The organism is Nocardia sp. NPDC059180, assembly GCF_042754945.1.
Lineage (GTDB): Bacteria > Actinomycetota > Actinomycetes > Mycobacteriales > Mycobacteriaceae > Nocardia.
The window spans coordinates 1,138,156-1,163,779 of record NZ_JBHZBU010000001.1 but is presented as its reverse complement, the minus strand read 5'-3'; the positions used below and the strand labels follow the sequence as shown (position 1 = coordinate 1,163,779).

Annotated in this window: 26 protein-coding genes; 12 read left to right on the top strand and 14 right to left on the bottom strand. The window is 64.4% G+C overall.

Translation table 11 applies throughout. The features are described 5' to 3' along the window. Positions 1–464: 464 nt before the first annotated feature. The 6 genes from ACFXNW_RS05505 to ACFXNW_RS05480 form a co-directional block, all read right to left on the bottom strand. Entirely contained in the window at positions 465–1,199 is a 735-nt protein-coding gene (locus tag ACFXNW_RS05505; RefSeq protein WP_379416069.1) for an SDR family NAD(P)-dependent oxidoreductase, read from the bottom strand. Between the two features lie 110 nt (positions 1,200–1,309). Further along, on the bottom strand, positions 1,310–1,900 hold the full coding sequence (locus ACFXNW_RS05500) for a TetR/AcrR family transcriptional regulator (RefSeq protein ID WP_379416067.1): 591 nt from the start codon (positions 1,898–1,900) through the stop codon (positions 1,310–1,312). Between the two features lie 271 nt (positions 1,901–2,171). After that, a complete protein-coding gene (locus tag ACFXNW_RS05495; protein WP_379416065.1) occupies positions 2,172–2,414 on the bottom strand; it encodes a hypothetical protein in 243 nt (80 codons plus the stop codon). A 442-nt stretch (positions 2,415–2,856) separates the two neighbouring features. Continuing rightward, complete coding sequence (locus ACFXNW_RS05490; protein ID WP_379416064.1) at positions 2,857–4,437, bottom strand: Na+/H+ antiporter; 1,581 nt, start codon at positions 4,435–4,437, stop codon at positions 2,857–2,859. A 225-nt stretch (positions 4,438–4,662) separates the two neighbouring features. Beyond that, positions 4,663–5,700, bottom strand: a complete 1,038-nt coding sequence (locus tag ACFXNW_RS05485; RefSeq protein ID WP_379416063.1) for a zinc-binding dehydrogenase — start codon at positions 5,698–5,700, stop codon at positions 4,663–4,665. 20 nt (positions 5,701–5,720) lie between these two features. After that, the gene (locus ACFXNW_RS05480) at positions 5,721–5,915 is read right to left on the bottom strand and encodes a DUF2255 family protein (RefSeq protein WP_379416061.1); all 195 of its coding nucleotides are present in this window, start codon (positions 5,913–5,915) and stop codon (positions 5,721–5,723) included. Between the two features lie 152 nt (positions 5,916–6,067). On the opposite strand from ACFXNW_RS05480, the gene ACFXNW_RS05475 reads away from it, so the two are divergent. The 4 genes from ACFXNW_RS05475 to ACFXNW_RS05460 all read left to right on the top strand — a co-directional run bounded on the left by ACFXNW_RS05475 (position 6,068) and on the right by ACFXNW_RS05460 (position 10,025). Further along, positions 6,068–6,949, top strand: coding sequence for a helix-turn-helix transcriptional regulator (locus ACFXNW_RS05475; protein ID WP_379416060.1), 882 nt, complete (start codon positions 6,068–6,070; stop codon positions 6,947–6,949). A 138-nt stretch (positions 6,950–7,087) separates the two neighbouring features. Beyond that, a complete protein-coding gene (locus ACFXNW_RS05470; protein ID WP_379416058.1) occupies positions 7,088–7,981 on the top strand; it encodes an aldo/keto reductase in 894 nt (297 codons plus the stop codon). Positions 7,982–8,045: 64 nt separating this feature from the next. Next, the gene (locus ACFXNW_RS05465) at positions 8,046–8,480 is read left to right on the top strand and encodes a cupin domain-containing protein (RefSeq protein ID WP_379416057.1); all 435 of its coding nucleotides are present in this window, start codon (positions 8,046–8,048) and stop codon (positions 8,478–8,480) included. 615 nt (positions 8,481–9,095) lie between these two features. Beyond that, entirely contained in the window at positions 9,096–10,025 is a 930-nt protein-coding gene (locus ACFXNW_RS05460; protein ID WP_379416055.1) for a hypothetical protein, read from the top strand. A gap of 243 nt (positions 10,026–10,268) precedes the next feature. Here the strand turns inward: ACFXNW_RS05460 and ACFXNW_RS05455 are convergent, their stop codons facing one another. Continuing rightward, a complete protein-coding gene (locus ACFXNW_RS05455) occupies positions 10,269–11,897 on the bottom strand; it encodes a cytochrome bc complex cytochrome b subunit (RefSeq protein ID WP_379416054.1) in 1,629 nt (542 codons plus the stop codon). Between the two features lie 267 nt (positions 11,898–12,164). On the opposite strand from ACFXNW_RS05455, the gene ACFXNW_RS05450 reads away from it, so the two are divergent. After that, positions 12,165–13,127 carry a transporter substrate-binding domain-containing protein gene (locus ACFXNW_RS05450; RefSeq protein ID WP_379416052.1) on the top strand — a complete coding sequence of 321 codons (963 nt, stop codon included), beginning with the start codon at positions 12,165–12,167 and terminating at the stop codon, positions 13,125–13,127. Then, positions 13,024–14,805, top strand: a complete 1,782-nt coding sequence (locus ACFXNW_RS05445) for a BCCT family transporter (protein ID WP_379416312.1) — start codon at positions 13,024–13,026, stop codon at positions 14,803–14,805. The genes ACFXNW_RS05450 and ACFXNW_RS05445 overlap by 104 nt, the downstream gene beginning before the upstream one ends. 197 nt (positions 14,806–15,002) lie before the next feature. Here ACFXNW_RS05445 and ACFXNW_RS05440 read toward each other — a convergent pair whose 3' ends face one another. Both ACFXNW_RS05440 and ACFXNW_RS05435 read right to left on the bottom strand, forming a co-directional pair. Then, complete coding sequence (locus ACFXNW_RS05440; RefSeq protein ID WP_379416051.1) at positions 15,003–15,569, bottom strand: Uma2 family endonuclease; 567 nt, start codon at positions 15,567–15,569, stop codon at positions 15,003–15,005. Between the two features lie 349 nt (positions 15,570–15,918). Continuing rightward, entirely contained in the window at positions 15,919–16,239 is a 321-nt protein-coding gene (locus tag ACFXNW_RS05435; protein WP_379416050.1) for a hypothetical protein, read from the bottom strand. A 168-nt stretch (positions 16,240–16,407) separates the two neighbouring features. Between ACFXNW_RS05435 and ACFXNW_RS05430 the strand changes: the two genes are divergently transcribed. Then, positions 16,408–17,613 (top strand): helix-turn-helix domain-containing protein, encoded by a 1,206-nt coding sequence (locus ACFXNW_RS05430; protein WP_379416048.1) that lies wholly within the window; start codon positions 16,408–16,410, stop codon positions 17,611–17,613. 156 nt (positions 17,614–17,769) lie between these two features. Here the strand turns inward: ACFXNW_RS05430 and ACFXNW_RS05425 are convergent, their stop codons facing one another. Together ACFXNW_RS05425 and ACFXNW_RS05420 are read right to left on the bottom strand one after the other, a co-directional pair. Then, complete coding sequence (locus ACFXNW_RS05425; RefSeq protein ID WP_379416046.1) at positions 17,770–18,237, bottom strand: YybH family protein; 468 nt, start codon at positions 18,235–18,237, stop codon at positions 17,770–17,772. Beyond that, positions 18,203–18,775 carry an NADPH-dependent FMN reductase gene (locus ACFXNW_RS05420; RefSeq protein WP_379416311.1) on the bottom strand — a complete coding sequence of 191 codons (573 nt, stop codon included), beginning with the start codon at positions 18,773–18,775 and terminating at the stop codon, positions 18,203–18,205. Before ACFXNW_RS05420 ends, ACFXNW_RS05425 begins: the two co-directional genes overlap by 35 nt. A 230-nt stretch (positions 18,776–19,005) precedes the next feature. Here ACFXNW_RS05420 and sigJ point away from each other — a divergent pair, with 230 nt between their 5' ends. Together sigJ and ACFXNW_RS05410 are read left to right on the top strand one after the other, a co-directional pair. Next, on the top strand, positions 19,006–19,893 hold the full coding sequence (sigJ, locus tag ACFXNW_RS05415) for an RNA polymerase sigma factor SigJ (RefSeq protein ID WP_379416044.1): 888 nt from the start codon (positions 19,006–19,008) through the stop codon (positions 19,891–19,893). Positions 19,894–20,066: 173 nt separating this feature from the next. Beyond that, positions 20,067–21,185 (top strand): Fic family protein, encoded by a 1,119-nt coding sequence (locus ACFXNW_RS05410; protein ID WP_379416043.1) that lies wholly within the window; start codon positions 20,067–20,069, stop codon positions 21,183–21,185. A gap of 34 nt (positions 21,186–21,219) precedes the next feature. On the opposite strand, the gene ACFXNW_RS05405 is transcribed toward ACFXNW_RS05410, so the two are convergent. Then, entirely contained in the window at positions 21,220–21,864 is a 645-nt protein-coding gene (locus tag ACFXNW_RS05405) for a dihydrofolate reductase family protein (RefSeq protein WP_379416041.1), read from the bottom strand. Between the two features lie 109 nt (positions 21,865–21,973). On the opposite strand from ACFXNW_RS05405, the gene ACFXNW_RS05400 reads away from it, so the two are divergent. After that, positions 21,974–22,684 (top strand): helix-turn-helix domain-containing protein, encoded by a 711-nt coding sequence (locus ACFXNW_RS05400; protein ID WP_379416040.1) that lies wholly within the window; start codon positions 21,974–21,976, stop codon positions 22,682–22,684. On the opposite strand, the gene ACFXNW_RS05395 is transcribed toward ACFXNW_RS05400, so the two are convergent. After that, entirely contained in the window at positions 22,666–23,241 is a 576-nt protein-coding gene (locus ACFXNW_RS05395) for a dihydrofolate reductase family protein (protein ID WP_379416038.1), read from the bottom strand. The two genes, ACFXNW_RS05400 and ACFXNW_RS05395, sit on opposite strands and share 19 nt — an antisense overlap. Positions 23,242–23,548: 307 nt before the next feature. Between ACFXNW_RS05395 and ACFXNW_RS05390 the strand changes: the two genes are divergently transcribed. Next, entirely contained in the window at positions 23,549–24,295 is a 747-nt protein-coding gene (locus ACFXNW_RS05390; RefSeq protein WP_379416037.1) for a DsbA family protein, read from the top strand. Positions 24,296–24,362: 67 nt separating this feature from the next. Here ACFXNW_RS05390 and ACFXNW_RS05385 read toward each other — a convergent pair whose 3' ends face one another. Continuing rightward, complete coding sequence (locus ACFXNW_RS05385; RefSeq protein WP_379416035.1) at positions 24,363–24,908, bottom strand: ester cyclase; 546 nt, start codon at positions 24,906–24,908, stop codon at positions 24,363–24,365. A gap of 72 nt (positions 24,909–24,980) precedes the next feature. Between ACFXNW_RS05385 and ACFXNW_RS05380 the strand changes: the two genes are divergently transcribed. After that, complete coding sequence (locus tag ACFXNW_RS05380) at positions 24,981–25,616, top strand: TetR/AcrR family transcriptional regulator (RefSeq protein ID WP_379416034.1); 636 nt, start codon at positions 24,981–24,983, stop codon at positions 25,614–25,616. Positions 25,617–25,624 lie beyond the last annotated feature (8 nt).

Below are 25,624 nucleotides of genomic sequence, written 5' to 3'. Positions count from 1 at the left end.
TGGAACTATCCGAATGCCTTCTGCGTATCAGGAGATCGGTCGGAGGTGTCCGCCGACGAGCCCGCGGCGCGTGGGTGTCACTTGCCGAGGCCCCGTGTGGCTACGCTGGTGAATCTTGACGGTGTCGTCTGTAACCTCTGCCGTCCAAGCGGCACGGCCGAGGTCACCTGCCACCACTACGTGCCGATCCAGCGTCGTCTGGCTTATGCTGTTCGGCAAGGCAATTCGACGACAGCGCAGGCCCGGGAACGCGCGTGGTCGTGTTGCGTTGCCTGCACAGTGTTTTGAGAGGAGCACTTGACCGGCACCACCCGGGCCCGGCAGGGATGAATCCGCGCCGCGAGGAGATCGCCTCGGCTCGAACCCGGGAGGATAGGCCGCTACAGCTCTTGGTTAGCAAACAGTGCCATTCGCTCGGCCTTTCCACAGTTTCTGCCGGGCGGACAGGTTTGCGCCTGCGCGGCTCAGACCTGGGCGGAGCCGCCGTCCACGGCGAGCTCGGAGCCGTTGACATAGCTGGACGCGTCCGAGGCGAGGAAGACAGCCGCCGCGGCGATCTCTTCGGGCTCGGCCAACCGGCCGAGCGGAACCGACGCCCCAGCAGTGGCGACCGTCTCCGCCGAGATCAGGTCGACCAAACCCTGCGTGCGGGTACCGCCGGGGGAAAGCATGTTGATCCGGTACCGCCGTTCCCCGGCTTCGTGTGCGAACCCGCGAACCAGATTGCGGATCGCGGCCTTGGTCGCCCCGTACACGGGCAGGTACGGCTCGGGCCGCGAGGCCGCCGTCGATCCGGTGAGGATGATCGACGCCCCCGGCGAAAGCAGCGGCAGCGCCTTCTGCACGGTGAACAGCGCGCCCTTGACATTGGTGGTGAACATGGCGTCGAACTGCTCCTCGGTGATCTCGCCCAACGGCGCCACGATCCCGATCCCGGCGTTGGCGACCAGGATGTCGATCCGACCCGCCTGCTCGGCGACCGTCGCGTAGAGCGCGTCGAGGTCCTCGAGCCTGCCCACGTCACAGCGGACCCCGGTCACCCCGGGACCGAGTTCGGCCTCGACCTCGTCGAGCTGCGCTTGGCGGCGGCCGACGACGAACACCCGGGCACCCTCGTCGAGGTAGGCCCGCGCGATCGCCCGTCCGATACCCGCGTTACCCCCGGTCACGACCGCGACCTTGTCCTCCAGAATCTTCATGACAACTTCCCGCTTCCTATTATTGACCGACCCGTCCATAACACCCGATATGGACGGTTTGGTCAAGAACTTGGGCGGCATCGTTCTCTCTCGCGCCACCGCGGGAACGCTCAGGGCTCGGGCAACAGACCGTTGAGCAGGGTCTCGGCCATGATCGACAGGGCGGCCGGATCCTGGCCGACCCGGCCGAGAACAATCAGCCCGAGCTGACCCGCCAGCACCGCATGGGCGGCGCTGTCCGGGTCGACATGGGGAGTGATGTCGCCCTCGCGCTGCGCTCGCCGTATCGCGTCGACCAGCACGGACGTGGTCGCGGCGTAGCTGCGACGGGCCTCGGCGGCCACCTCGGAGGTGCTCACGGAGAGCTCCATCGCGGTATTGGCGAGCAGGCAACCTCGACGGGCCTGTTCACCGCCAGGATCGCGTATGGATCCGGTCACGAAACCGCGAATCACATCGATAGCCTGGTCGGCCTGCTCCAGCCACGTACGCAGCATCCGATCGTTGGCCTCGTCGTACTCGCGCAGCACCCGCAGGAACAAGCTCCGTTTGTCCCCGAACGCCCCGTACAGACTCCCTTTGCCCAGTCCGCTGGCCGCCAGGAGATCTTCGAGTGACGTGCCCGCGTAACCCTTGTCCCAGAACACCGCCTGCACGGCCGCCATGACTCGCTCTTCATCGAACTGGCGTGGACGCGGCATGCATCCAGGCTACCTATAGTGGACCGCCCGGTCCATCATTGCGCCTGAGGCTCACCCCGGGTGGTGGACACCGAGTTAGCAGGATCGTCGATTCACTCGGATGAGCGAAACCTACGGTTCTACCGGCGGCTCGGCTTCGAAGTGACTGCCGAGGTGGCCATTCCGGACAGCGACCCGACAACGTGGTGCATGCTGCGACGCACGGGCACCTGACCTTGCTCCGCGTGCACGTGTGTGGCCATGAAGCCGCAACTTCGGGAGGTAGCCGGGTTCAAGAATTAGTCGGCGGAATATGGAAGCGCTCGTGATTGTGGAAGCGGCTGTGGTCATGAATGCAAGTGACGTCACTGACGCGCAACCCGTTGCGCACACGCGTATTTTCATCGATGCAAAAGCCGTCATCCCCAGTCGGCAACGCCTCGGCAGTCGCCGTCGCCGCGCTCGGCGCCCCGATCGTCGCGGCAATCAGCGTTACAACCAGGGCGCGGCGCACCAGCGCGGCAGTCGTGGGCATTGTTCGCCCCATCGGGTTCCTTCCGTCGCGGGATCTCACAAGATTCTATCAGCGCACGCGGCATGGAAACATTCACCGATTCCAGGGGCACGGAAGCGAATCCTGTTGAAGGACTGAACACTCCCGACCGCCGGTATCACGAAGATTGTGCCTGATCCAACATTCGACCGACGTTGACACGAGGCTATGCCACGTCGAACTCGAGCAGTCACCGACGATGGCCACGCGCTACGGGCGCAGCACACATCGTCAGACCGGGCATGCACCCACTATGACCAGGTGTTTTCCAGTTGCCAATGTTTTACGTGTCCTGCCGAAGGCACAACGTGCCAAGTCAACTCGCCACCGCGCGAGGGAAGCCAGCTCTCGCGCAAGTGCCGCCAAACCAATCGCGCACATCCCACTGCAACTGCCGGACTCGATGGGGCACGACAGGTGTTCTTCATTCAAATTCCGGGGGTGACAGTTGCGTTTCCTCGGTATCGAGTTCGGTTTGCACCCGGAGCAGGATGGTGTCGTCGATGCGTTGCTGGTCCCGCAGCCGGATCACGGTGTTGCGCTTGTGGTCCAGTAGTGCCCGACGCAGTGTGACGTATTGCTGTTTGCGCAGCGGTGTCTCTCCGGTTTCGTGACGCCGGGCGGCACGCAGCGCTTGGAGGTGGTCTTCGTAGCCGCGGCGGACCTGTTCGGTGATCGCGGGATCGGTGTGGAGCGCTGCGGCCGTGTCGTCGAGTGCCTCGAGGGCAGATTGCACGGCAGCGCTCCCGGCCAGCAGATATTCCTGTTCGGACGAGCGATCGGCAGGCAGGCGCGCCCAGCGCACCACGGCCGGAAGCACGGGCACTTGGAGCAACAATTGGATGACGATGACGCCGATGGTGACGAAGATGATCAGGTCTCGGTCGGGGAACGACTCACCGGAGTCCAGGGTTTGCGGCACCGACAACGCCACCGCGACCGACACCGCACCGCGCAACCCGGCCATGCTCGTGACAATGCGCGAGCGATGACTCACCCGGCGCTCGCGTTGCGAAGGGCGGCGATCGAGCGCCCGGATGAGGTAGATCGCGCCGAACTGGAACACCAAGCGCACCATCAGAAGAACGACGGCGACGATCACCACGAGGCCGACCGCACCGGCGATGCTCATGCTTTCGAGGTCGCGTACCGCGGATTGCGCTTCGAGCCCGATGAGCACGAACAAGCTGGCGTTGAGCAGGAAGGTGATCAACGACCACGTGTCCTCGGTCATCCGCCGGGCTCGCGCGGACCCGATGCGTGGGGCCACGCGAGCGACCACGAGACCGGCCACGACGACCGCGAGCACCCCGGAGGCGTGGATGAGTTCGGCTAGCAGGTACGCGGTGAACGGGGTCAGCACGATGACCAGGTTGATCAGCAGGGGGTCGTCGAGGTGGCGGCGAACCCGCAGCCCGAGCCACGCGATCACGACGCCAACGACCACGCCCCCGATGTAGGACACCGCGAACATCTCCCCGATGCGCGGCCAGCTGAACTCCTGCTCACCGACCGCTATCGCTACGGCCACCCCGTAGATGACCAGTGCTGTTCCGTCGTTGATGAGGCTTTCCGCGCGCAGCAGCGACATCTGCCGCGACGGCAGCAGCCGGGAGATGACGCCGACCGCGGTGGCATCGGTGGGAGCCAGTGCCGCGCCGAGCACCCACGCCGGACCCCACGGCATGCCCGCCGTGTGCGCTACCGCCGCGACCGCCGCGGCAGTGGCCACGACCAGGACCGTGGCCATCAACATGACCCCGCGAAAGTCGGTGCGCAGCTGACGCAGCGAGGTACTGATCGCTTCCCAATACAGCAGCGCGGGCAGGAACAGCAGTAGCATCGCCTCCGGCGGCAGATGCACGGCCCGCAAGGCGGGCACGAACCACAGCAGTACACCGGCCGCCACGAGCAGGATCGTCGGCGCCACGTGCAGTCGGCGACCTGCGACCTGGCACACCAGGATCGAAATACCCAACACCACAACAAGTTCGAGACCGAGCACGAGGCCCTCCGTAGACTGGATGCGCGGGCGTGTCGGGCGCCCGCGGGTGGAGTTCTACTAGGGCACCAACGGCCCGTAGAACCACGACGCGGTGACTCCGCCGTCGGCGAGGATGTCGCTACCAGCGATGAACGCCCCGGTGGGACCCATCAGAAACGCGCCGAGCGCACCGATCTCGTCTGGGGTCCCACCACGATGACCTCACTCATATCGATCCTCTCTTCGTCAGGGCTGGAGCAGGACCTTGAGGGCTTCGCGATCGTCCATGGCTCGGTAACCGTCGGCGACCTCGTCGAGGCCGATCTCGCGGTCGAACACCTTGCCGGGATCGACATTGCCGTCGAGCACACCGGGCAGCAAGGTGTCGATGTAGGCGCGGGCGGGAGCGGGGCCGCCGGTGAGGGTGATGTTCGGCCCGAACAGGGTGCCGAACCCGATTGGGGCATCGGCATATTGGGGAACACCGACCCGGCTGATCACGCCGCCGGGACGCACCACACCGATGGCCTGCTCGAAGGCGGGCATATGCCCCACGGCCTCGATCACGACATGAGTACCGTCACCGCGGGTGAGCTCACGGACCGACGCGATGCCATCTTCCCCGCGTGCGGCGACCACGTCGGTTGCGCCGAATTCGCGACCGAGGTCGGTGCGCTGCTGATGGCGGCCCATCAGGATGATCTGTTCGGCGCCGAGCTGCCGGGCCGAGAGCACCGCCATGAGCCCGACCGCTCCGTCACCGATCACGGTGACCGAGGTCCCGGAGTTCACCTGCCCCTGCACCGCGGCGTGGTACCCGGTGCCGTACACATCCGACAACGTCAGCAAAGACGGGATCAGCGGAGAGTTCTCCTCGACCGCGACCGGGTAGAGCGTGCCGTCGGCCAACGGCACACGCACCGCTTCGGCCTGCAACCCACCGACCTTCCCGCCGCCCCAGAAACCACCGTGGCGACACGACGTCTGCAGGCCCTCCCGACAGAATTCGCAGGTGCCGTCGGACCAGGCGAACGGGGTGATCACCAGGTCGCCCTTCTTCACCGTGGTGACGTCGGCGCCGATGTCTTCGACCACGCCGACGGCCTCGTGCCCCATCGGGCTGCCCTCGGCGCTGGCGGCCATAGAGTGGTAGGGGTGCAGGTCGGAGCCGCAGATGCAGCTCTTGACGATGCGCACCACCGCGTCGGTCGGGTCGGTGATGACGGGGTCCGCAACATCGATGACGCGGACGTCGCCCGGTGCGTACATGTAGGTCGCTCGCATGAAATGTCTCCTCGGTGGGTTCAGGAAGTGTGGGGATCGAGGCGCAAGGTGACCTCGGTGGCGTGCTCGCCGACGATCTGTCGGCCGTATCGGTCGTATTCGGTGTGGTAAGCGGCGTCGATACCAGGATGCGCACTCGAATCCGGTTCGAGCCGGGTGAAGGTGTCATCGCGTTCGACACCACCGGCCCGGACCCGCCCGGCGCCCGCCGTCACGGCCCGCCGACATCGCGCGCGACGGCGTAGAAGGCAAGGTGCACGGTCACGCTATCGAGTACACGCCCGTGCATCCGATCGCGGGAGTGACGGCTCTTCCAGGTAACAGCAGTACCCCCATCACCCACGACAACGCGTTTACCGTGGAGAACATGGACGACCACCGCGCACAGGTCCGCGAGTTCCTGACTTCTCGCCGGGCCCGCCTGACCCCCGAACAGGCCGGACTCCCCGCCTTCGGTGGCAACCGGCGCGTCACCGGACTCCGACGCGAAGAAGTCGCGCTGCTGGCGGGAGTGAGCATCGACTACTACGTGCGGATGGAACGCGGCAACCTCGCCGGCGCATCCGACAGCGTGCTCGACAACCTCGCCCGCGCCCTGCAACTCGACGACGCCGAACGCACCCACCTGTTCGACCTCGCCCGCGCGGCGGTCCCGGCACCGGCCCGACAGCGCAGCGCGAAACCGACAGCCGGGATCACCGATTCCCTCCAGCGGGTGCTCGACGCCATCACCGACGCCCCCGCCTGGGTGCGCAACGCACGCCACGACATGCTGGCTGCGAACACCCTGGCGAAAGCGCTCTACGCGCCGATGATCTCCGATGACCGTCGACCGGCCAACACCGCCCGGTTCATCTATCTCGACCCAGCCTCCCACGACTTCTTCGTCGACTGGGAACGCGCCGCCGACGACATCGCCGCCATGCTGCGCTCCGAAGCCGGACACAACCCCCACGACAAGCAACTCATCGAACTGATCGGCGAATTATCAACCCGCAGTGAGGATTTCCGGACCCGCTGGGCCGCTCACAACGTGCGATTCCACCGCACCGGCCACAAATCGTTACACCACCCCGCCGTCGGCCGTCTCGACCTCACCTTCGAAGCCATGGAATTCCCCGCCCACCCGGGCCTCACCATGCTCGTCTACACCGCCGCATCCGGCACGCCCGCCGCAGATGGCCTCCAGCTCCTCGCGAGCCTGGCGGCCACCCCCGAGCGAACAGACGAATCCGTCGACAAACAGTGACGTCATTCCACAACGACGAACGCGAGTTCGTCAGTTCGGCGCCGAACAGATCATCACGATGAGCCACCCGCGTTCCGAACTCGGCCGTGATTCGGCTGCCACCACCTTGATCTCGAACACCACACAAAGGAGCAACCTGTGACCGACTACGTCGTTCCCGACCTCACCCTGAACAACGGCGTCACGATCCCCGCCCTCGGCTTCGGGGTGTTCCAGACCCCACCCGAACAGACCATCGCCGCCGTGCGGACTGCACTCGATGTCGGTTATCGTCACATCGACACCGCCGCTGCCTACGGTAACGAACGCGAGGTCGGTGAAGCGCTGCACCGTTCGGGTATCGACCGCGATCAGGTCTTCATCGAAACCAAGATCTGGATCACCGACTACGGCTACGACCAGACCCTGCACTCGTTCACCAAGAGCGCGGGCAAACTCGGCCTGGACCGGATCGACCTGCTGATCCTGCACCAGGCCCTTCCCGGCGAATTCGACCTGACCATTCAGGCCTACAAAGCCCTGGAAACCCTGCTGGCCGACGGGAAAGTTCGCGCCATCGGCGTGTCCAATTTCATGCCGGACCATCTGCAGCGCCTCCTGGAGGCAACCACCATGGTGCCCGCGGTCAACCAGATCGAGGTCCACCCCTACTTCCGCCAATCCGCGGTGCTGGCCACCGACACCGAACACGGGATCCTCAATCAGGCATGGTCACCGATCGGCGGCATCACCTTCTACCGCGACAGCAGCCACACCTCGACCCTGCGAGACCCGGTCATCGCCGACATCGCCGCGACCCATGGCAAAACATCGGCCCAGGTAATGCTGCGCTGGCACTTGCAACAGCACCGTCAGGCGATCCCCAAATCGATCACCCCCAGCCGCATCACCGAGAACTTCGACATCTTCGACTTCGCCCTCACCGACACCGAACTCGCCTCGATCGACGCGCTGGACACCGGCCTGCGAGGCGGACCGGAACCCGACCAGATCACTCGCGAGAACTTCGCCCTCGACATCCCCGAAGCCTGATCAGGACGGCGACAGCATATGGCTGCGGTACGCGGTCGACAACGATCCGAAACAAGGAGAGATCATGAGTGAGAACGAGTTCGAGCAGATCTTCCCGCTCGGGGACAAGAACGACGCTTACGCGCGGTACTTCATCGGACAGAGCTACCTGGCCCCGCTGACCGACGGGAGCGTCCCAGTCAGCAACGTATCCTTCGAGCCGGGGTGCCGCAACAACTGGCACATCCACCATGGCACCGACGGTGGTGGTGACCAGATACTGCTGTGCACAGCGGGCAGCGGCTGGTACCAGGCCGAGGGAGGAGACCCGCTCAGCATGGAACCGGGCTCGGTGATCCGGGTTCCGGCAGGCACAAAGCACTGGCACGGCGCGAAGGCCGATTCGTGGTTCTCCCACCTCGCGTTCATCACCCCGGGCCAGGACGTCAGCAACGAGTGGCTCGAGCCGGTCACCGACGAGATGTACGGTCGGCTGCCGAAGAACGGACTTCTTCCATGACCGGTCTCGACGCCGCACGCTCCTGGTCGGCACCGCCGCCGGGCTCGCCGCGGCCCTGACCGCGTGTACCCAGAACATTCCAACAACCAGCCCCTCTACCGCAACATTCACCTCGGAGGGCAACATGCGCACACTCCTGGTCTACTTCTCGCGGCCCGGCGAGAACTACCGGCATGCAGGCGGATTGACTTCGCGTGCCGGGTTCTCGATGTGACAGACGAACAATGGCGACAGAGTTTCGAGCTGAACTTCCACTCCGCGGTGAGTATGACCTGGGCGGCGCTACCGGCTTTGCTCGATCGACGTCGCTCAGGTCATCGCTTACCTGCTGTCACCGCTGGCAGGGCAAGTCACCGGCGCCGAATGGGCAGTCGACGGCGGGGCGCTTCGCCAGGTCTGACCGCGATGCGCTCGCCTGCCGACGACGGCTCGTCATCCCCGCAGGTTGAAGCTCTTAGCTCGGGAAAGCATCAGTGACATTGCCGCGTACGTCGGGGACAATCGATACGTTGGCCATCTTGTCGGTATCGATACGAACGGATCATCGCGTCCCACAGTCGAATTCGAAACGGCTGGGACGCGATGACATCGGCGAATCAACCGGAGGCGACGGACATGAGTTACGAAGAACCCCCACAGGTCGAGATAACTTACGACAAGGGTGTCCCCGACGATACGCGCGGAGTGATTGAAAAATCAATCGGATCACTAGTCGAGCGATCCACCAGGAATATTTCCCGACAAAGAGATCAGCGGGCCCTTCACAGCGAGTTCCGCGCTGCCGAGAAGGAACATTTGAGGCGGCAAATCGAGTCCGATCCCGAGTCGAAACGAGCCTTTGACGAGGCCCAGGAAAGGTTCGAACCAATTGAACTGAACGCCGAGCTTCTGAATCGAGAGCTGCTGAACGAGCAGATGCTGAAGGCGGGCGATCTGTTCAAATTCGGCGCGGCCACAAAGGTATTCACTACTTGTCACTTCGACTGGCGCTGGTCGACCCACGGCGGGGCCTACTCGCTCTCGGATGCGGCGACCGTGGGGAGTCCTGGAAATGGTGGTTACGCAGGTATAAGCGCGAGCGTCAACACTGACGTCGCACACCTCAACGCGCATGCGGGCGTCGGCGTTGCCCTCACCGTGGCGGATGTGAATTCAACTACCCCGGTTTTCGTCATGGGGCGTGCACTCCGATGGGCGCGGCACGAGTATTCCGTTCTTGCGGCACCGGGGAACGGAGACGGTACAAGCGAGGGCGGCATCGAGCTCACCGTGATGGAGAACGGAAACTTTCTCACTGCCGCCCAGAACAAGATTTGGCGGCTCCGTCTCAGCAATGGAGAAATCGGATCAGGCGGGAACCTCCAGGACGGATTCCAATTGGATGATCCATCGCTGTCGGTTTTCTGGACGATGAACCCCGGAAGCATCTATACCTTTAATCTGGGCGTCTGGACGTTCGTTGATTGTGATGACGGAATTTACGGAAACAGCCAAGCGTATGGTTACGTCGACTCGAATATTGGATTCCTCAGCGTCTTCAAGTAGCGCTCTACTTCGTGTGCTCGCAGATCACGCGGTAGGCGCGCACCGCATCGCGAGGGAAGACCAGGACGCGATAATGGTTCGGTTCGGGATGCCGAAGGGCGGGAGCGATAGTTGAACGTATGCCGTTGGTGCGGAGTATATTCCGCACCGTGCGGGCTGCGGTGTCGCTCGATACTGTGGCGGCGGTGGCCAGGAGTCCATAGTCCCCGGAGTCCGGTCCCGCAGATCGGGTGATCCGCAATCTCATTGCCTATCACCAGACCCATGGGCATTGCTGCCGTTGCGATCCTGGTACTCCTGCAACACAGTCAGCTGCCGGTGTTCTTGCTGATGCTCGTAAGTGATGAGTAGCTCGGCCTCCGGCGCCGGGTCCGCTCTGAGAAACGAGCCGGAGCCCGGCTTGCCTGCCAAGCCCAGCTTGTTCAGCTTCTTGGGCACCGGGGCGCCCTGATATTCGAGCGGGATCGGGTGGCCGTTCTCGTCGACCGGACCCAGCGGCTGGTGCATTTCGATGTATTCACCGTGCGGCAGACGCTTGATGATGCCGGTCTCGATGCCGTGCTCGAGCACCTGCCGATCGCTGCGCTGCAGGCCCAGGCACATCCGGTAGGCCAGGAAGTAGGCCAGGGGCGGACCGAGCAGCAGCGCGATGCGGAAGAACCAGGTGGTCGCGTTGAGTGAGACGTTGAACTGCAGCGCGATGATGTCGTTGACACAGGCCACCGTCAGCACCACATAGAAGGTCAGCGACATGGCACCGATGGCGGTACGCACCGGCACGTCGCGTGGCCGCTGCAGCATGTTGTGGTGTGCACGATCCTTGGTGAGGCGCTTCTCGATCCACGGGTAGCTGATCATCAGCACGAAGACCACGCCCATCAGGACCACGATCGAGTTCGACGCGGGGATGGTGTACCCGAACAGGTACGCCTCCCACGGCGGGAACAGACGCAGGAACCCGTCGGTCCACATCAGATAGAGGTCGGGCTGGGTACCGGCCGACACATGGGCAGGGTTGTAGGGGCCCATGCTCCAGATCGCGTTGATCTGCAGCACACCGCCCATCAGCGCGAGCACGCCGAGGGTGAACATGAAGAACGCGCCCTGATCGAGCGAGAACACCGGCACGATCCGGACACCGATCACGTTCTTCTCGGTGCGGCCCGGCCCGGGGAACTGGGTGTGCTTCTGGTACCAGACCAGCGCGATATGGGCCGCGATCAGCGCGAGCATGATGCCGGGGAACAGCAGCACGTGCGCGATGTACAGACGCGGGATGATGATGTCGCCAGGGAAATCGCCACCGAACATCAGCCAGTGCAGCCAGGTGCCGATCACCGGGATTCCCATGGTGATGCCCGAAAACGCGGCGCGCAGACCGGTACCCGAGAGCAGGTCGTCGGGCAGCGAGTAGCCGAAGAAACCCTCGAACATCGCCAGGATCAGCAGCAGCGAGCCGAGTACCCAGTTCGCCTCGCGCGGCCGGCGGAAGCCGCCGGTGAAGAAGACTCGGCACATATGCACGATCATCGAGGCGGCGAAAAGTAGTGCAGCCCAATGGTGTACCTGCCGCACGAATAGTCCGCCGCGCACCTCGAACGAGATGTTCAGGGCCGACTCGTACGCGCGAGACATCGTCAATCCACGCAGCGGCTGATAGGAGCCGTCGTAGACGACCTCGGTCATCGAGGGGTCGAAATACAGGGTCAGATACACGCCCGACATCAGCAAGATGATGAAGCTGTACAGCGCGATCTCACCGAGCAGGAAGGACCAGTGGGTTGGGAAGACCTTATTGATCGACCGCCTGACGAATGCGGAAGCCTGGTACCGCTGGTCCAACGCGTCCGCCCGGTGTGCCACCGTGCTCATGGATGCCCGACCTCCTGATAGATCGACAAAACCGTGTGCACGTATGACGTTGCCGAGATCCGCTTCGTGACGAGGTATGGTCACTGTCACATTTGGGCGGCATCGCATCGCCGCCCGCCGAGGCCGGTGCCTGCCACGGAAGATCCAGCGTGGCTGAATCGGTAGCCCGGCGGCGTGCCACCCGAGCAGATCCCGTGAACGCCTGCACAGCCGCCACCACCGGTGGATCATGGGCGTGTCAACGTTGTCGGCGGAGGGATAGCGGGAATGACAGATGTCTGGTCGAGGCGACGATTCTTGCAGACGACCGCGGTGGCCGGTGGTCTCCTCACCGCGTCCGGGCTGACCGTCGGATGCGATGCGGTCGGGCTCGGGGACACGCTGGAGAACATTCGAGAGGCCGGTGTCGTCAAGGTCGGATATGCGGGCGAGCGTCCCTATGCATACGACGACAACGGCCTGGTCGGCGCGATTCCAGCGGTCGATCGCGCGGTTTTCGAGGGGATCGGCGTCGGCAAGCTGGAGGGCGTGCTCGTGCCGTTCCGAAGTTTGATCGGCGGCGTGAACTCGGGCGCCTTCGATGTCATATCGGCGGGCATGTTCGTCAACAAGGCGCGGTGTGAGCAGATCGCCTTCAGCGAACCGATCTACTGCGCGCAGTCCGGGCTACTGGTGCGGAAGGAGAATCCGAAGGGACTCTCCGACTTCGCCTCTGTCGCTCGCACGGGCGCGACCGTCGCCGTCCTCGCCAGCGCGGTGGAGCAGGCGTATGCGCAAGCGGCCGGGGTCCGTGATGAGCAGATCCATGTGGTCGGCAGTCAGGACGATGGACTCGAACAGGTCGCTCTCGGGCACAGCGATGCCTTTGCGCTGACCAGTATTTCGTTGCGCACCATGCTGGATCGCGCCAAGCAGGCAGGGCCGGGCGGGCCGGACGGCGGCTCGGCGGAATGGGCGGCCGAGGTCGAGTTGTCGCCGCCGTTCACCGCCGTGGTCGACGGGAAGCCTCAGCTCGGTTGCGGTGCTGCGGGTTTCCGGAAGACCGATGGTTCCCTCCGTGATGCCTACAACCGCGAGTTGGCTGTGCTGCGTGCGGAAGGCCGCATTCTCGAGCTCACTGCGCCGTATGGGTTCACCGAGGCGGAGATGCCCGAACCGTCCGTGCGGACAGAGGATTTGTGCACAATCGATACAGGCGGCGGCAGCGTACGCGGCCCGCTACCGCGGTAGGTTCCGCTCACAGGATGTGCAGGACGCCCAACGCAACTCGATCAGCCGACTGATGTGGGGATCAATGGGAGATACAGAGCACGAAGCAAAGAGTTGGCGCACCGGAATCGACATGCCGGTCACCGTCGTCGCGGCGGCGCTCACATTACTATTTCTGATTGTCGGCGTGGCGTTCTCGGACCAGATGCGCGTTGCGGGCGAACACATATATGCCTACATCGCGAACCAGTTCGGCTGGGTGTTCGTGATGTCCACGGCCGGATTCGTCTTCTTCATCCTCTATCTCGCGTTCAGCAAATACGGCCGCGTGAAGCTCGGCGACCCCGGCGAACAGCCTGCGTACTCGGCGTTCTCCTGGATCGCCATGATGTTCGCGCTCGGCGTCGGCATCGGCTTGATCTTCTACGGCGCCTACGAGCCGGTGACCTTGTGGGCAGAGCCGCCACCCGGCGGGCCGGAGCCGCGCACCGACGAGGCAGCCGTGGTCGGCATGCAGTATTCGATCTTCCATTGGGCGCTGCACCCGTGGGCGTTCTTCGGTGTCGCCGGGCTCGCGTTCGCCTACACGACCATCAAGAAGGGACGCCCCTCCCTGGTCAGCGCGACGTTGCAGCCGTTGATGGGCAAACGTTCGGAAGGACTGGCCGGCCGGAGCATCGACACCTGGGTCATCGTGACAACCATGGTCGGCAATGCGGTGACGCTCGGCCTCGGCACCCTGCAAATCATCGCCGGACTCGGATTCATCTCGAGCATCGAAAGCTCCACGCTGGTGCTGATCATCGTGGTCGGCTTGCTCACGGCGGCGTTCATCTTCTCGGCGGTCGCGGGGGTGGACAAGGGCATCAAGCGGCTCGCCGACTTCAACACCCTGCTCGCCATCGCACTCGGACTCTTCATCCTGGTACTCGGACCGTTTTCCTTCATCTTCAATCTGATGTCACAGGCGCTCGGCGGCTACATCTTCAACTTCCTGCCGATGTCCTTCCAGACCGGCGCTTTCGCCGATGGCCAGTGGATGCAGGACTGGACCGTCTTCTTCTGGGCATGGGGAATCTCGTGGGCCCCCTACGTAGGCAGCTTCCTCGCGAAGATCTCCCGGGGCCGGACAATCCGCGAGTACGTCTTCGGGGTGCTGATCGCACCGAGCCTCGCCACGATCGTATGGTTCTCCATCCTCGGTGGCGCAGCCTTGGATCTGCAGTTGAGCGGTGAACGCGACATCGCGGCCGTGGCATCCGAAAGTGCCCAAGCAGCGTTCTTCGAAGTCCTGGCGGCCTTTCCCCTCTCCACCGTCACCAGCATCGCGGTAATCATCCTGGCCGGGGTGTTCTTCATCAGCGGCGCCGACGCGGGCGCGATCGTCCTCGGCACATTCTCGTCGAAGGGCAGCCAAGAGCCGCAGAGATGGTTGGTGATCGCCTGGGGCCTGCTCGTCGGCGCCGTCGCATTGACACTCCTGGTGGTCGGCGGGCTGGACGCATTGCAATGGGGCGCAATCGTTGTCGCGTCACCGTTTGTGTTGGTTCTGGTTGCGATGTGTGTCGGACTCGGGAAAGAGTTGCGCGCGGATGTGAAGGCCGGTCGGGTGACGATGGTGGGTAAGCACTCCGAAAGGCCGCGTGCGCGAACCTGGACCGCGCCGGTAACTGCGGGGAGGGAGTCCGAGGAACAGTAGACGCAAGCCGCGCCACCATCACCTCACCGATGGCACCGGGCCGCAGCCGTGACCTTGTCCATCATGGCTCGATTGCGATCGGCCGATGTTTACTAACATTGACGTTAGTAACATCAATGTTAGTAACTTGAACGTGAGCCCATCGCGAATGGCTCACGCCCGCAAGCAGTGAGCTCCACATGCCGGCTCGGCCGAGGTCAGACCCCGCCGAGGTCGACCTCCACCGAGAAGGGCGCCGCAACTTCGACGATTCCCGTGTACATTTCACCAGTCCGGTAGGTCATGGTCGCAGGGTCGAGCACATAGGTGTAGATCAACGGGACCCCCGTCGCAGCCTGCTCGACTCGCCAGTAGTACGCAATGCCTGCCTTCGCGTACTGGTCGACCTTCACGATCCGGTCGGTTGTCTCTGATCCAGGTGAGACCACCTCCACGACCATCAGCACGTGCTCGGGACGGGTAGGCGTCATATCAATCGTGTCCGCGCGATACACCACGACGTCCGGACGGCGATTCGTGAGCGGAACAGCATGCAGTCGGACGTCGAAATCCGTGTCTGCATTCCACTCCGGTCCAGCTGCCGCGTCCAGTGCGGTAGCCAGGTTCCGAGCTAACCGGTTATGTCGCTTGGACCTGCTCGGGCACACAACGACCATTCCGTCCACGATCTCGATACCCGCGCACTGCTCGTTGGACCAGGAGTCGTAGTCCGCTGCCGCGATCTGCTGACGCATCCATGCAGGGATTACAGTTGTGACAGCCATGATTCGGATCTTCGCGCACCATCGGGGCGATTACGCAAGGTTCAGCTGAGAAGGCAGCGCTGGAGGACCGTCGGATCTCCGCAGAACCCCCGATGCTTTCCGACCTTCGAGGCGACCGGCGGCCGGCATCCGTAGCGAAGGCGGACAGGGATGGATCACTCAGTAACGGTGAGAAATCGCCCGCGGCCTGGGCCCGATGGTATTTGCCGACCATATCGTTCGGCCGATAGTCGCCGCTCGATGTCGGCCACGGTCGGTCGATCGTGCTCGATCGTCCGCACCGGCCAGTACAGCCATACAGTCAGAGCGATCAAACCGAGAGCCAGGACGACAAGCACCAAAGTGCCGCTCACGGCCGCGCTCCGTCGTCCGAGGTCGGCCAGCGGTAGCCGCGCGGGTAGGTCCGCATCGGTGTGATCAAAGTGGCGAGCTCGGTGATGATCATTCGATACGGCTCCGCGTGCTCATAAGTCGGAACGACAACCGCTGTCGCCGCGTGATCGCCGAGGTGCTGGGCCAAGGCCAACGCTGCCACCAGCGGCCGCACATCGAGACCGAGCGTGAACACCATCCGATAGCCGTACCGCTCGGCAATGGCGTGTAGGGCAGCCCCATCCCCGCCATAGACCCCACGCCGCACCAACCCGATCGCTTTCGGCCTCTCACACATCCCAACCGCCCCTTGTCATGTTGTTGGTAGGCACCCGCCGACGAGGGCAAATCCACCCGGCGGCGGGGCTGCTCTCAGCTTTCCGCTGATATGAGCGCGGACTGTTCCCCAGTGGAACAATGCACGTAAAGGCGTTGGAACTCGACAGGGAAAGCGCAGGTACGCGGGATGTACGACGAGCCGGATACCTTCATCGGTCAGCGGGTGCGCCAGATTCGTGCCCGAAGGGGCATATCGCAACAGGTGCTCGCAGACCGGTCCGGGCTGAGCCGATCGGTGATTGCCAAATATGAGGCGGGCCTCCGGCCAGTCGATTCGCGCCGTACCTTGTTGGCCCTCGCACAGGCCCTCGGCTGCACGCTGGGCGACCTGACCGGAAGCGATGATCGAATCGACCCATCCACAAGCGCATTTCACCGCACGGTGCCTGCCATCGAAACCGCATTGTGGACACAGGGAAACCTGACCGATACAAGGCCTCCTCGCACGCTGGATGAACTCAGCAAGGCAGTCGAGGACGCGTCCCGGCTGCGACATGCCGGGGACTACGCCGCGCTCGGGCCGCTGCTGTCCGACCTACTCACCGATGCCTACCGCTTAGCCGACGGTGGCAGCGCGCAGGCCTGGGACCTGCTGGCGACCGCCGCCTACGGTGTGTCGTCGGCCTTGCGGCAGCGCGGTTACGATGCGCTGGCCTGGACTGCTGTGCAGGAGTCCGAACGCGCTGCGGCGCACGCTGATTCGCTCGCACCCCTTGCCGCCGCCCAGTATCTGAAGTCCCAGATTCTGACCGCCCGCCCTGGCGCCTTGACAGCTGCGCTGATGGTAGCGAACGGCACAGCCGATCGGCTGACACCCGATGCCAGCACGCGCGGCGAACTGGAAACGGTGGGAATGGCACGCCTGCAGGCCGGATTCACCAAGACACTGGCTGGCGGTGATGCACAGCCCCACCTTGACGAAGCGGCTGAACTGGCTGGGCGGCTCTCCGATTCGCAGCCAGGACGGAGCACGGCGCGCAATCGAACCTTCGGGCCGGCAAATGTTGCTTTATGGCAACTGAGTTCGGCCATTGAGCGGCGTGAACCTGCCGTGGCTCTGCGCATCGCCGAGACCCTGGACCCGGGGAACCTACCGTCCGGGGTTCGACACGCACAGTTCTTCGTCGAGGTCGGCCGCGCACACGCAATGAAGCGCGACCACCGCGCGGCGCTCCACGCGCTGCTCCGGGGCGAGCACGCCGCGCCCCAGCATGTGCGCGGGCTGGCGCCGGTACGCGAACTGGTCGGCGCGATGCTGCGGGAGGCGCGGCGCGACCTCGCCACCGGAGAACTCGGGAAATTGGCCAAACGAGTCGGCGTCGTGCCCGTGTGATCGGTGAAGACGCCGTCGACACCGAGCTCGTGGGAGCGGGCCGACCCGCTCGAGCGGTGCCGCACTCGAGACGTGGTCTAGTGCCCGTTTGCCCCGACTCCCTCCCCCACTCGCCGGGCTTCGTCGACACCATTCGAGCTGGACCTAGATTTCCGTCTATGGCTCGAGGTCGACCGCACCTCTCCCACTCGTCATATCGAACGGCACCGAAACCTGATCGTGCGCGATCAACCAGATCCCGTCGATCTTCCGCATGCCGTACGTGACCCGCACCCACATGCCGCTGGTTTCCGCCCCGTTCTTCAACGTGCCGCTGAGACGAGCGAAGGCGTGGCCGAATGCGACATCGCCGCCGACCGTGAACGTCAAGTCGCGAATCTCGTAGGTCACGTTCTCGAAGACTTGGAAAACTCTCGTCCAGTTCTCGAGTTTTGCCGCGATCCCGACATGCTGGAGCGGCGGTTCGACGTCGAAGGAGACGACGTCGGTTGTGTACTGCCGCTGCACGGCCGCGAGGTCCTTGGCTCGCAGGCCTTCGATTACCTTGTCGATCTGCCGGTGGATCTCGGCTTCGTCCACGTCGAGGTGGTCAGGGCGTGACGGAAAGTTGTGCGGCGTCATCATGATTGGTTCCTTCGGAGTTGATGTGGTGGGCCGACCGGCGCAGGGGCGCGAGGGCGTTGCTCCATGCGATGAGCTGGTCCAGCGTTGTGGTCAGGGCTGCGGCGTGGTGGTCGCGCGGGGTGAAGGTGGTGTGGTTCTCGAAATCGGTGAGCAGCGAGATCGCTACTTGGTAGCCCACGTCGGCCATGCCCAGCGTGCCGCAGACGGTCCGCAGCTGCACCACTGCGCGGGCGCCGCCGCCCGCACCGTAGGAGACGAAGCCGACTGCCTTGTCGGTCCACTCCGCGAACAGGTGGTCGAGGGCGTTCTTCAGCACTCCAGGGGCGCCGCCGTTGTACTCCGGCGTCACCACCACGAACCCGTCGAAGGGGGCGATCCGCTCAGCCCAGGCGCGGGTGTGCGGGTGCGGCGACGGGCCGAACATCGGCGGTGTGGGCTCGTCCAGATGCGGTAGGGGGTGGTCGCGCAGGTCGATCAGTTCGAACTCGGCGTCGCCGCGGTGGGCTGCCGTGTTCAGAACCCACTCGGCGACCTGCATGCCGTTGCGGTTGGGCCGGGTACTACCGAGGATTATGCCGATTCTGATCAATTCGGAAGTCGGATCTTCTGGTGAAAGTGTCACGATCTTCCGACGACGCAGCGGTCCGGAATGTCAGGCGGGCTGGCGCGCCCGTCGCCCGGCCTCTCGTCGAGACGCTGCGCGGAGCTCACATTTCTGGTCGCTGATTCGTCTATTCAGTAAGGGACGCGCAGACCGAAGGAGCCGACATGACCGACCCGCAACTGCCCGCGGTGATCAGCGAACGTCGTCAGCTGATCAATCTCGCCTACCGTCTGCTTGGCTCGCTGACCGAGGCCGAGGACGTGGTGCAGGAGACCTATGCGCGCTGGTATGCGCAAACCGAGGGTCAGCGGCGGGAGGTGGCGGCACCCGGCGCATGGTTGACGACGGTCGCCGGCCGGATCTGCCTCGATCTGCTCGGCTCGGCGCGCGCACGGCGGGAACGCTATGTGGGCGACTGGATTCCGGAGCCGGTACCCGGCCGGACCGAATGGCTCGATGGCTCGAGCAGCGCCGATCCCGCAGATCGGGTCACCCTCGACGAGTCGATCAGCATGGCGTTTCTCGTGGTGTTGGAGTCCATGACGCCGGCCGAACGGGTGGCTTTCGTTCTGCACGACGTCTTTCGCTACTCCTTCGCCGAGGTCGCCGACATCGTCGGACGTACCCCCGCCGCGTGTCGCCAACTCGCCTCCAGCGCTCGCCGCCGCATCGATACCTCGCGGCGCCCATCGAACACCGAGCGCGCCGAGGTGGTCCGTGACTTCAAACGAGCCTGGGAGACGCAAGACATCGGGGCCATGATCGGCCTGCTCGATCCGCAGGCGACCGCGACCGCCGACGGCGGCGGTCTGGCACTGGCTTTCACTGCCCCGATCGATGGCGGCGTGCAGATCGCCCGCGCGTGGATGGAAATCATCGCCCACGGCCCCCGGGTAACCCTGCTCGAGCGCACGGTCAACGGTCAACCCGGCCTGGTAGCGCAGCTCGGCGACACCATCATTTCGGTCTATGCCTTCGATATCTCCGATGGCCGAATCACCCGAATCTGGGCGATTCGCAATCCGGAGAAACTGGCACCCTGGAGGTCCTGACACATGCCACTGAGCTGCGCATCGCGCGTGATTACGCCATCCTGGGGCCGGTGCTCCTCCAACGCAGACCAACTACCGGCACATCCGCACCGGAGAAGGACCCACCCACCATGCAGCGATTATCACCGCTATTCGCCGCATATTGTGCGGTGAATAGCGGCTAGAATCACCGCATGATCGGTCGGAGGCACCCATACATCTGGGAGGACCCCGCATGGCCTGCGCTGACCTACGACATCGGCCGATTGGCCGGATCGTTGGCCGAGGTGGCCCACTTCCAAGGCCGACTCCTCGGCCGCCTCGCCGACACCGACGAGGCGGTGCGGAACGAAGCAGGTCTGGCGTCACTGACCGCCGAGGTCGTCAAGACCTCCGAGATCGAGGGCGAGATGCTCGACGCCGCCTCCGTTCGTTCGTCGGTCGCGCGGCATCTCGGGGTGGATATCGGCGCGGTCGACCCGGCGGACCGCCGGGTGGACGGCGTTGTCGAGATGATCCTCGACGCGACGGTCGGCAGCGAACATCCGATGACATCGGAACGCCTGTTCGGATGGCAAGCTGGCCTGTTTCCGACTGGATATTCCGGTATTTCACGTCTGACCATCGGCGCATGGCGGACGGATGCCACGGGGCCGATGCAAGTGGTGTCGGGTGCGTACGGCAAACAGCGCGTCCACTTCGAAGCGCCACCCGCAGAACGTCTCGATGCCGAGATGCATCGGTTTCTCCAGTGGTTCAACGATGAACCGGACGACACAGCTCTGATCAAAGCGGGTTTGGCGCACCTCTGGTTCGTGACGGTGCACCCCTTCGACGACGGCAACGGGCGTATCGCGCGCGCCCTTGGCGACCTGTGGCTGGCTCGCGCCGACAACAGTTCGCGACGCTTCTACAGCCTGTCGGCCCAAATCCAGCGGGAACGAAACTCCTATTACACAATTCTGGAACGTACGCAGAAGGGCACACTCGATGTCACCGAGTGGCTGCTCTGGTTTCTCGACGCCATGCGGCGGGCAATTGCCCACGCGGACAACACCGTGGACGCGGTGCTCGCTAAAACCCGGTTCTGGCGTCGATGGCAGCAGACATCGCTGAATACACGGCAGATAGCGATAATCAACCGCCTGCTGGACGGGTTCGACGGCAAGATGACGACCCGCAAGTGGGCGATCATCGCGAAATGCTCGCAAGACACGGCACTTCGCGATATCAACGAGCTGATCGAACTCGGTGCTCTTCGCCGGACGGAATCCGGCGGCCGTAGCACCTCATACGAGCTGGTCCTCCCCTGAGAAGCGGGCTCTGCGCGCCTGCGATCCCCGCCACTCAGCGAGAAAACGTGACGTGGATCGTCCCACTCTCAGCGACTTCACTCTCCACATCGAACCCGCTCTCCAATTCCCGCAGCTCATCCCACAACCGCACACCACGGCCGAGCAGGATCGGGGCGATGGCGACGTGGAGCTGGTCGACGAGACCCGCCGCGAGATAGGAGCGCACCACAGACGCGCCGCCGCCGATGCGGACGTCGAGGTCGCCTGCGGCTTTCGTGGCGAGGGCCAGCGCGTCCTCGGGTGTGTCCTGGACGAAGTGAAATGTGGTGCCGCCCGCCATTTCCAGTGTCGGGCGCTGCTCGCGGGTGAGCACGAAGACCGGGACGCCGAAGGGCGGATTCGGGCCCCACCAGCCTTGCCAGTCCGGGTCGCCGGGGTTGGCGTGCAGGCCGAACATGCCCGCGCCCATGATCTCGGCGCCGACTCCCTCGAAGTATGCCGCGGCGTACTTGTCGTCCACGCCGGTCGTACCCGCGCCGGAGGTGTCCCCGAACACGCGCTCCCGGAAGGTCCGGGTCGCCGCGTAAGCCGCGACAAGGCGGTTCCAGTCCTTGCCCATCGGATCATCTGGCGTCTGATCGGTGGTGGTCGCGTATCCGTCCAGGGAGATGTTGAGATCGACGCGAACCTTGCCCATTACCGCTCCTCCAGGTGATTGCAAAATGCAATCGCTAAGATATGCGGGTCATCGTGAGGTGTCAAGACAAGGTCGTGAAGTCTGCCGACTGCCCCTTTAGGATGCGGATGTGGGACTGCTCTTCGAGACGCGCGCGTCGGATTCACCGTGGGTCGAATCCATCTGGACGTGCCGGGCGGAGCAGGTCTCGACGATGACCTCGGTCGCGAGTGAGACCTGGGGACTGGTGTTCTGGAAGGAAGAGGGCCGTTCCTGCGCGGCGGTCACCGGTCCGGAGACCCGCACGGGCACTGCCCCAGTGCCTGAAGGGGCGGAATTTGTCGGTGTCCAGTTCGCCGTCGGCACATCGCTGCGCACGATGGCAACGACGTCGCTGGTCGACGGGGGGATCGTGTTGCCCGATGTCACCGAACGGGCCTTCTGGCTCGACGGCGCCTACCTGGAAATTCCGCGGCCCGAGGACGTCGAGGCGCTCGTCGATCGGCTCGTCCACGACGGAAGTGTGGTCCGCGATCCCCTGGTCGCGGCGACGTTGCAAGGTTCGCCGCCCGACGTTGCCGAGCGGACGCTCGAGCGTCGTTTCCGGGCGGCGACCGGGCTCACCCACGGCGCGGTCCGGCAGATCGGGCGAGCCCGCACCGCCGCACACCTGCTCACCTCAGGTGAGACGCCCGGCGACGTCATCGACAAGCTCGGGTATTACGACGAACCGCATCTCGCCCGCGCGCTGCGCCGGTATGTCGGGCGGACAGCCGGACAGCTTCGCGGCGGGGCCGGCGGCACGATCGCGCTCGATACCGGTCAGTGGACGACGTCGTAGACGAGCTTGGCCACTCCATTGGAGTAGGTGGCCGAATCCCGCAGGCGCAGCTGCTGCTTATCGCGGTCGGAACGGGCGAACAGGCTCTTACCTGCACCCAGCAGCACCGGGAACACCAGGAGGTTGTACCGGTCGATCAGGTCGGCGTCCGACAGGCGTCGGGCCAGTTCGGCGCTGCCGTGGATGAAGATGGCGCCGCCATCGGTCTGCTTCAGCTTCTCGACGTCGTCGTCCGATCGCAGGATCGTGGTCGGGCCCCAGCCGTCGACCAGATCGTCGTCGGTCAGACTGGAGGAGAGGACATATTTGGGCAGGTCCTTGTACGCGGCGTGATCCTCGGAATCGCGCCAGAGCGGTGCGAACGCTTCGTAGCTGCGGCGGCCGAACAGCAACGCCGTTGTCTCGGCGAGCTCCTCCCCCTTGAGCGAGTAGGCCTCCGGCACGAACTCGGTGTCCATCACCCAGCCGCCACTGCGATGCCCCTCGGCCGTGCCGCCCGGCGAGTCCACGACGCCGTCCAGCGACATGAAGCCTGTGTAGACGAGTTCGCGTGCCATCAAATCCTCCTGAGTGTGAGCTTCGGCGTTTGCCTGAGGTCAGCTTATGAACCCGCCGCCGCCGCTGTCTTGGACGAAACCGACACCATGCGGCGCCAGTCGGCAATCCCCTGTCGTCGATGCCTACCGAAAGGCACATCACCCGACCGTGCGCCTACTGGGCGGCCGGTGCGGCAGAGGAGCCCGCTCGGCGAGTGTGCGGTAGGCCTACCAGCCGATCCATGGCAAGGGCTTCCGCTGCCGCCGCGCCGGTCCCCGGGCCGCCCATTAGGCTGGCGAGGAATGTCCGGCGAGTGGGAAGATGTGAATGAGCACCAATCCGGGCGGGTGGCCGCCGCCGCAGAAGACGGGACCCAACCGACAACTTCTCGTCGTACTCACACCCATCCTGGTGCTGGTGGTGGTCGCGGCCGCGATCGGTATCGGATTGCTGGCTCGTGGTGTGGTGACGACAAAAGTCGAGGGCATCGCAATAGCGGCGACCGACGACTCCACCCCCGAGAACGTGCTGGCCGACGGCGCGGTGCGGGTCGGCGAGCCCGACGCGAAGGTGACCGTCCGGGTCGTCATGGACCTGCAATGCCCCGCGTGTAAAGCGTTCGAGGAGGCCAACGGCACGGTCCTCGAGGACGCCGTGCGCTATGGCACCGCCGCAGTGGAATACAGCGTCATCAGCTTCCTCGACCGCGCCAGCGAAACCGAGTACTCCTCCCGGGCCGGTAACGCATCATTCTGCGTCGCGAACTCCGGCCTGGACAACTACCAGGCGTGGCTTTCCGACATGTTCGCCCGGCAACCCTCCGAAGGTGGTGACGGCTTGCCCGACAGCGAACTGATCGAGATCGCCGAATCCGCCGGCTACACCGATACCGCTGTGGCCGAATGCATTACCAACCGTTCATACGACAGCTATCTGCGCGCGAAGACCGATGAGGCACTCGACTCGGGCCTCCAAGGCACTCCCACCGTCTACGTCAACGGCGAGGAGATCACCGACCGCAACGCCATCATGGTTCCGGGCGGGCTTGCTCCGGTGATCGCTGCCGCGCAATGAGTTAGGCGCACCTCCTGCACCGAGGACAGGACGTTCGGCACCTGCCCACGTCGGCACCGAGGGCTTATCACCGACCGGAGCGCACTTCCCGAATCGCTTGGCGTTTGAGCAGGGCGCATCGCAGCAGGTACCTGGGGCTGGGCGGCAACCAGCCGAGTTGCCGGGCCATTGCGAGGTCGTCGCGATTGGCCCAATGCTCGACGATCTTGCCGTCGCGTAGACGGAACCAGTGCGATTCGGTCATCGCGAAGGTCTTGCCGGTGGGAGCGAACGCATTGTCCACCGCGCCGGACTCGGTGTAGAAGACCAGTGGCCCGACCTGACGTCCGTGCATCGTCGCGTAGACAGTCACGAGATCGTCGTCGACTGCCGCGGTGTGAATGTCGTAGGACATGTCGGTGAACGCGTCGCGTAGCCACGACGCCAGCGCGTAGAGCGCCTCGGGACCGTTTCCGCGCGCCCATGGCGGGGCCGCCTTGCGTTCGTGGGTGAATCCGTCGGGGTGGGTGACCTCGGCGAGGTCGGCGACACTGCCGTCGACCATGAGGTGGATACCGTGAATCGCCACGGATTTCGGGTCACTGGCCAGGACTGGAGGATTGATGGTGCTCATGATGACTGCCCGTCTGTGGTACAACTCCAATTTGGATAAAGTTGAACTGTATCTAAAAGTATTGGACCGATGATGACCGAAGTCAAGAGGCGTTACGATGCGTCGCGCCGCCGTGAGCAGGCCAGAGCCCGTCGCCACGCGATGGTGGTCGCGGCCGAGGAATTGTTCGAACGTGACGGGTTCCGGTCGACGACGGTCGCGGCCATCGCAGAGCGGGCGGAGGTGTCGGCCGAGAGCGTGTACAAGGCGTTCGGCACAAAGGCCGCACTGGCCAAGGCTGTGTTCGACATCGTGATCGCAGGCGACGACGAAGATATTCCCGTCTATCTACGGCCCGAGCAGCAGGCGATACTCGCCGAACCCGACGTCCGCCGCAAGATCGAGATGTTCGTCCACGGTCTGGCTCAGCGGCAGGCGCGGTCGGCAAGCGTGCAGTTGTTGATCCGCGATGGTCGTCACGTCGATGATTCGCTCAGCCCGGTGTGGGACAAGCTGGCCGAGGAGGGGCTGACCGGGATGACCATGCTCGGTCGGCACATGCTCGAGACCGGGCAGTTGCGCAAAGGAATCGACCTGGACGAGGTACGCGATGTCTTGTGGAATTACCTCGCCATCGATACCTACGAACGGCTGGTGCTCGCCAGAGGGTGGTCCCAGCAGCGGTACGCGGACTGGGTCGCGCGCGCCATCATCGCCGCGATCACCTGAGGACCACC

Bases quoted from the DNA above. Each gene is read 5' to 3' on its own strand.
- ACFXNW_RS05395 (WP_379416038.1), bottom strand. From the start codon at position 23,241: ATGGCACGCGAACTCGTCTACACAGGCTTCATGTCGCTGGACGGCGTC.
- ACFXNW_RS05425 (WP_379416046.1), bottom strand. From the start codon at position 18,237: ATGATGACGCCGCACAACTTTCCGTCACGCCCTGACCACCTCGACGTG.
- ACFXNW_RS05405 (WP_379416041.1), bottom strand. From the start codon at position 21,864: ATGGGCAAGGTTCGCGTCGATCTCAACATCTCCCTGGACGGATACGCG.
- ACFXNW_RS05450 (WP_379416052.1), top strand. From the start codon at position 12,165: ATGACAGATGTCTGGTCGAGGCGACGATTCTTGCAGACGACCGCGGTG.
- ACFXNW_RS05435 (WP_379416050.1), bottom strand. From the start codon at position 16,239: ATGTGTGAGAGGCCGAAAGCGATCGGGTTGGTGCGGCGTGGGGTCTAT.
- ACFXNW_RS05390 (WP_379416037.1), top strand. From the start codon at position 23,549: ATGAGCACCAATCCGGGCGGGTGGCCGCCGCCGCAGAAGACGGGACCC.
- ACFXNW_RS05445 (WP_379416312.1), top strand. From the start codon at position 13,024: ATGGGTTCACCGAGGCGGAGATGCCCGAACCGTCCGTGCGGACAGAGG.
- ACFXNW_RS05500 (WP_379416067.1), bottom strand. From the start codon at position 1,900: ATGCCGCGTCCACGCCAGTTCGATGAAGAGCGAGTCATGGCGGCCGTG.
- ACFXNW_RS05430 (WP_379416048.1), top strand. From the start codon at position 16,408: ATGTACGACGAGCCGGATACCTTCATCGGTCAGCGGGTGCGCCAGATT.
- ACFXNW_RS05385 (WP_379416035.1), bottom strand. From the start codon at position 24,908: ATGAGCACCATCAATCCTCCAGTCCTGGCCAGTGACCCGAAATCCGTG.
- ACFXNW_RS05505 (WP_379416069.1), bottom strand. From the start codon at position 1,199: ATGAAGATTCTGGAGGACAAGGTCGCGGTCGTGACCGGGGGTAACGCG.
- ACFXNW_RS05420 (WP_379416311.1), bottom strand. From the start codon at position 18,775: ATGCAGGTCGCCGAGTGGGTTCTGAACACGGCAGCCCACCGCGGCGAC.
- ACFXNW_RS05465 (WP_379416057.1), top strand. From the start codon at position 8,046: ATGAGTGAGAACGAGTTCGAGCAGATCTTCCCGCTCGGGGACAAGAAC.
- ACFXNW_RS05475 (WP_379416060.1), top strand. From the start codon at position 6,068: ATGGACGACCACCGCGCACAGGTCCGCGAGTTCCTGACTTCTCGCCGG.
- ACFXNW_RS05460 (WP_379416055.1), top strand. From the start codon at position 9,096: ATGAGTTACGAAGAACCCCCACAGGTCGAGATAACTTACGACAAGGGT.
- ACFXNW_RS05380 (WP_379416034.1), top strand. From the start codon at position 24,981: ATGACCGAAGTCAAGAGGCGTTACGATGCGTCGCGCCGCCGTGAGCAG.
- ACFXNW_RS05455 (WP_379416054.1), bottom strand. From the start codon at position 11,897: ATGAGCACGGTGGCACACCGGGCGGACGCGTTGGACCAGCGGTACCAG.
- ACFXNW_RS05485 (WP_379416063.1), bottom strand. From the start codon at position 5,700: ATGCGAGCGACCTACATGTACGCACCGGGCGACGTCCGCGTCATCGAT.
- ACFXNW_RS05440 (WP_379416051.1), bottom strand. From the start codon at position 15,569: ATGGCTGTCACAACTGTAATCCCTGCATGGATGCGTCAGCAGATCGCG.
- ACFXNW_RS05495 (WP_379416065.1), bottom strand. From the start codon at position 2,414: ATGCCCACGACTGCCGCGCTGGTGCGCCGCGCCCTGGTTGTAACGCTG.
- sigJ (WP_379416044.1), top strand. From the start codon at position 19,006: ATGACCGACCCGCAACTGCCCGCGGTGATCAGCGAACGTCGTCAGCTG.
- ACFXNW_RS05410 (WP_379416043.1), top strand. From the start codon at position 20,067: ATGATCGGTCGGAGGCACCCATACATCTGGGAGGACCCCGCATGGCCT.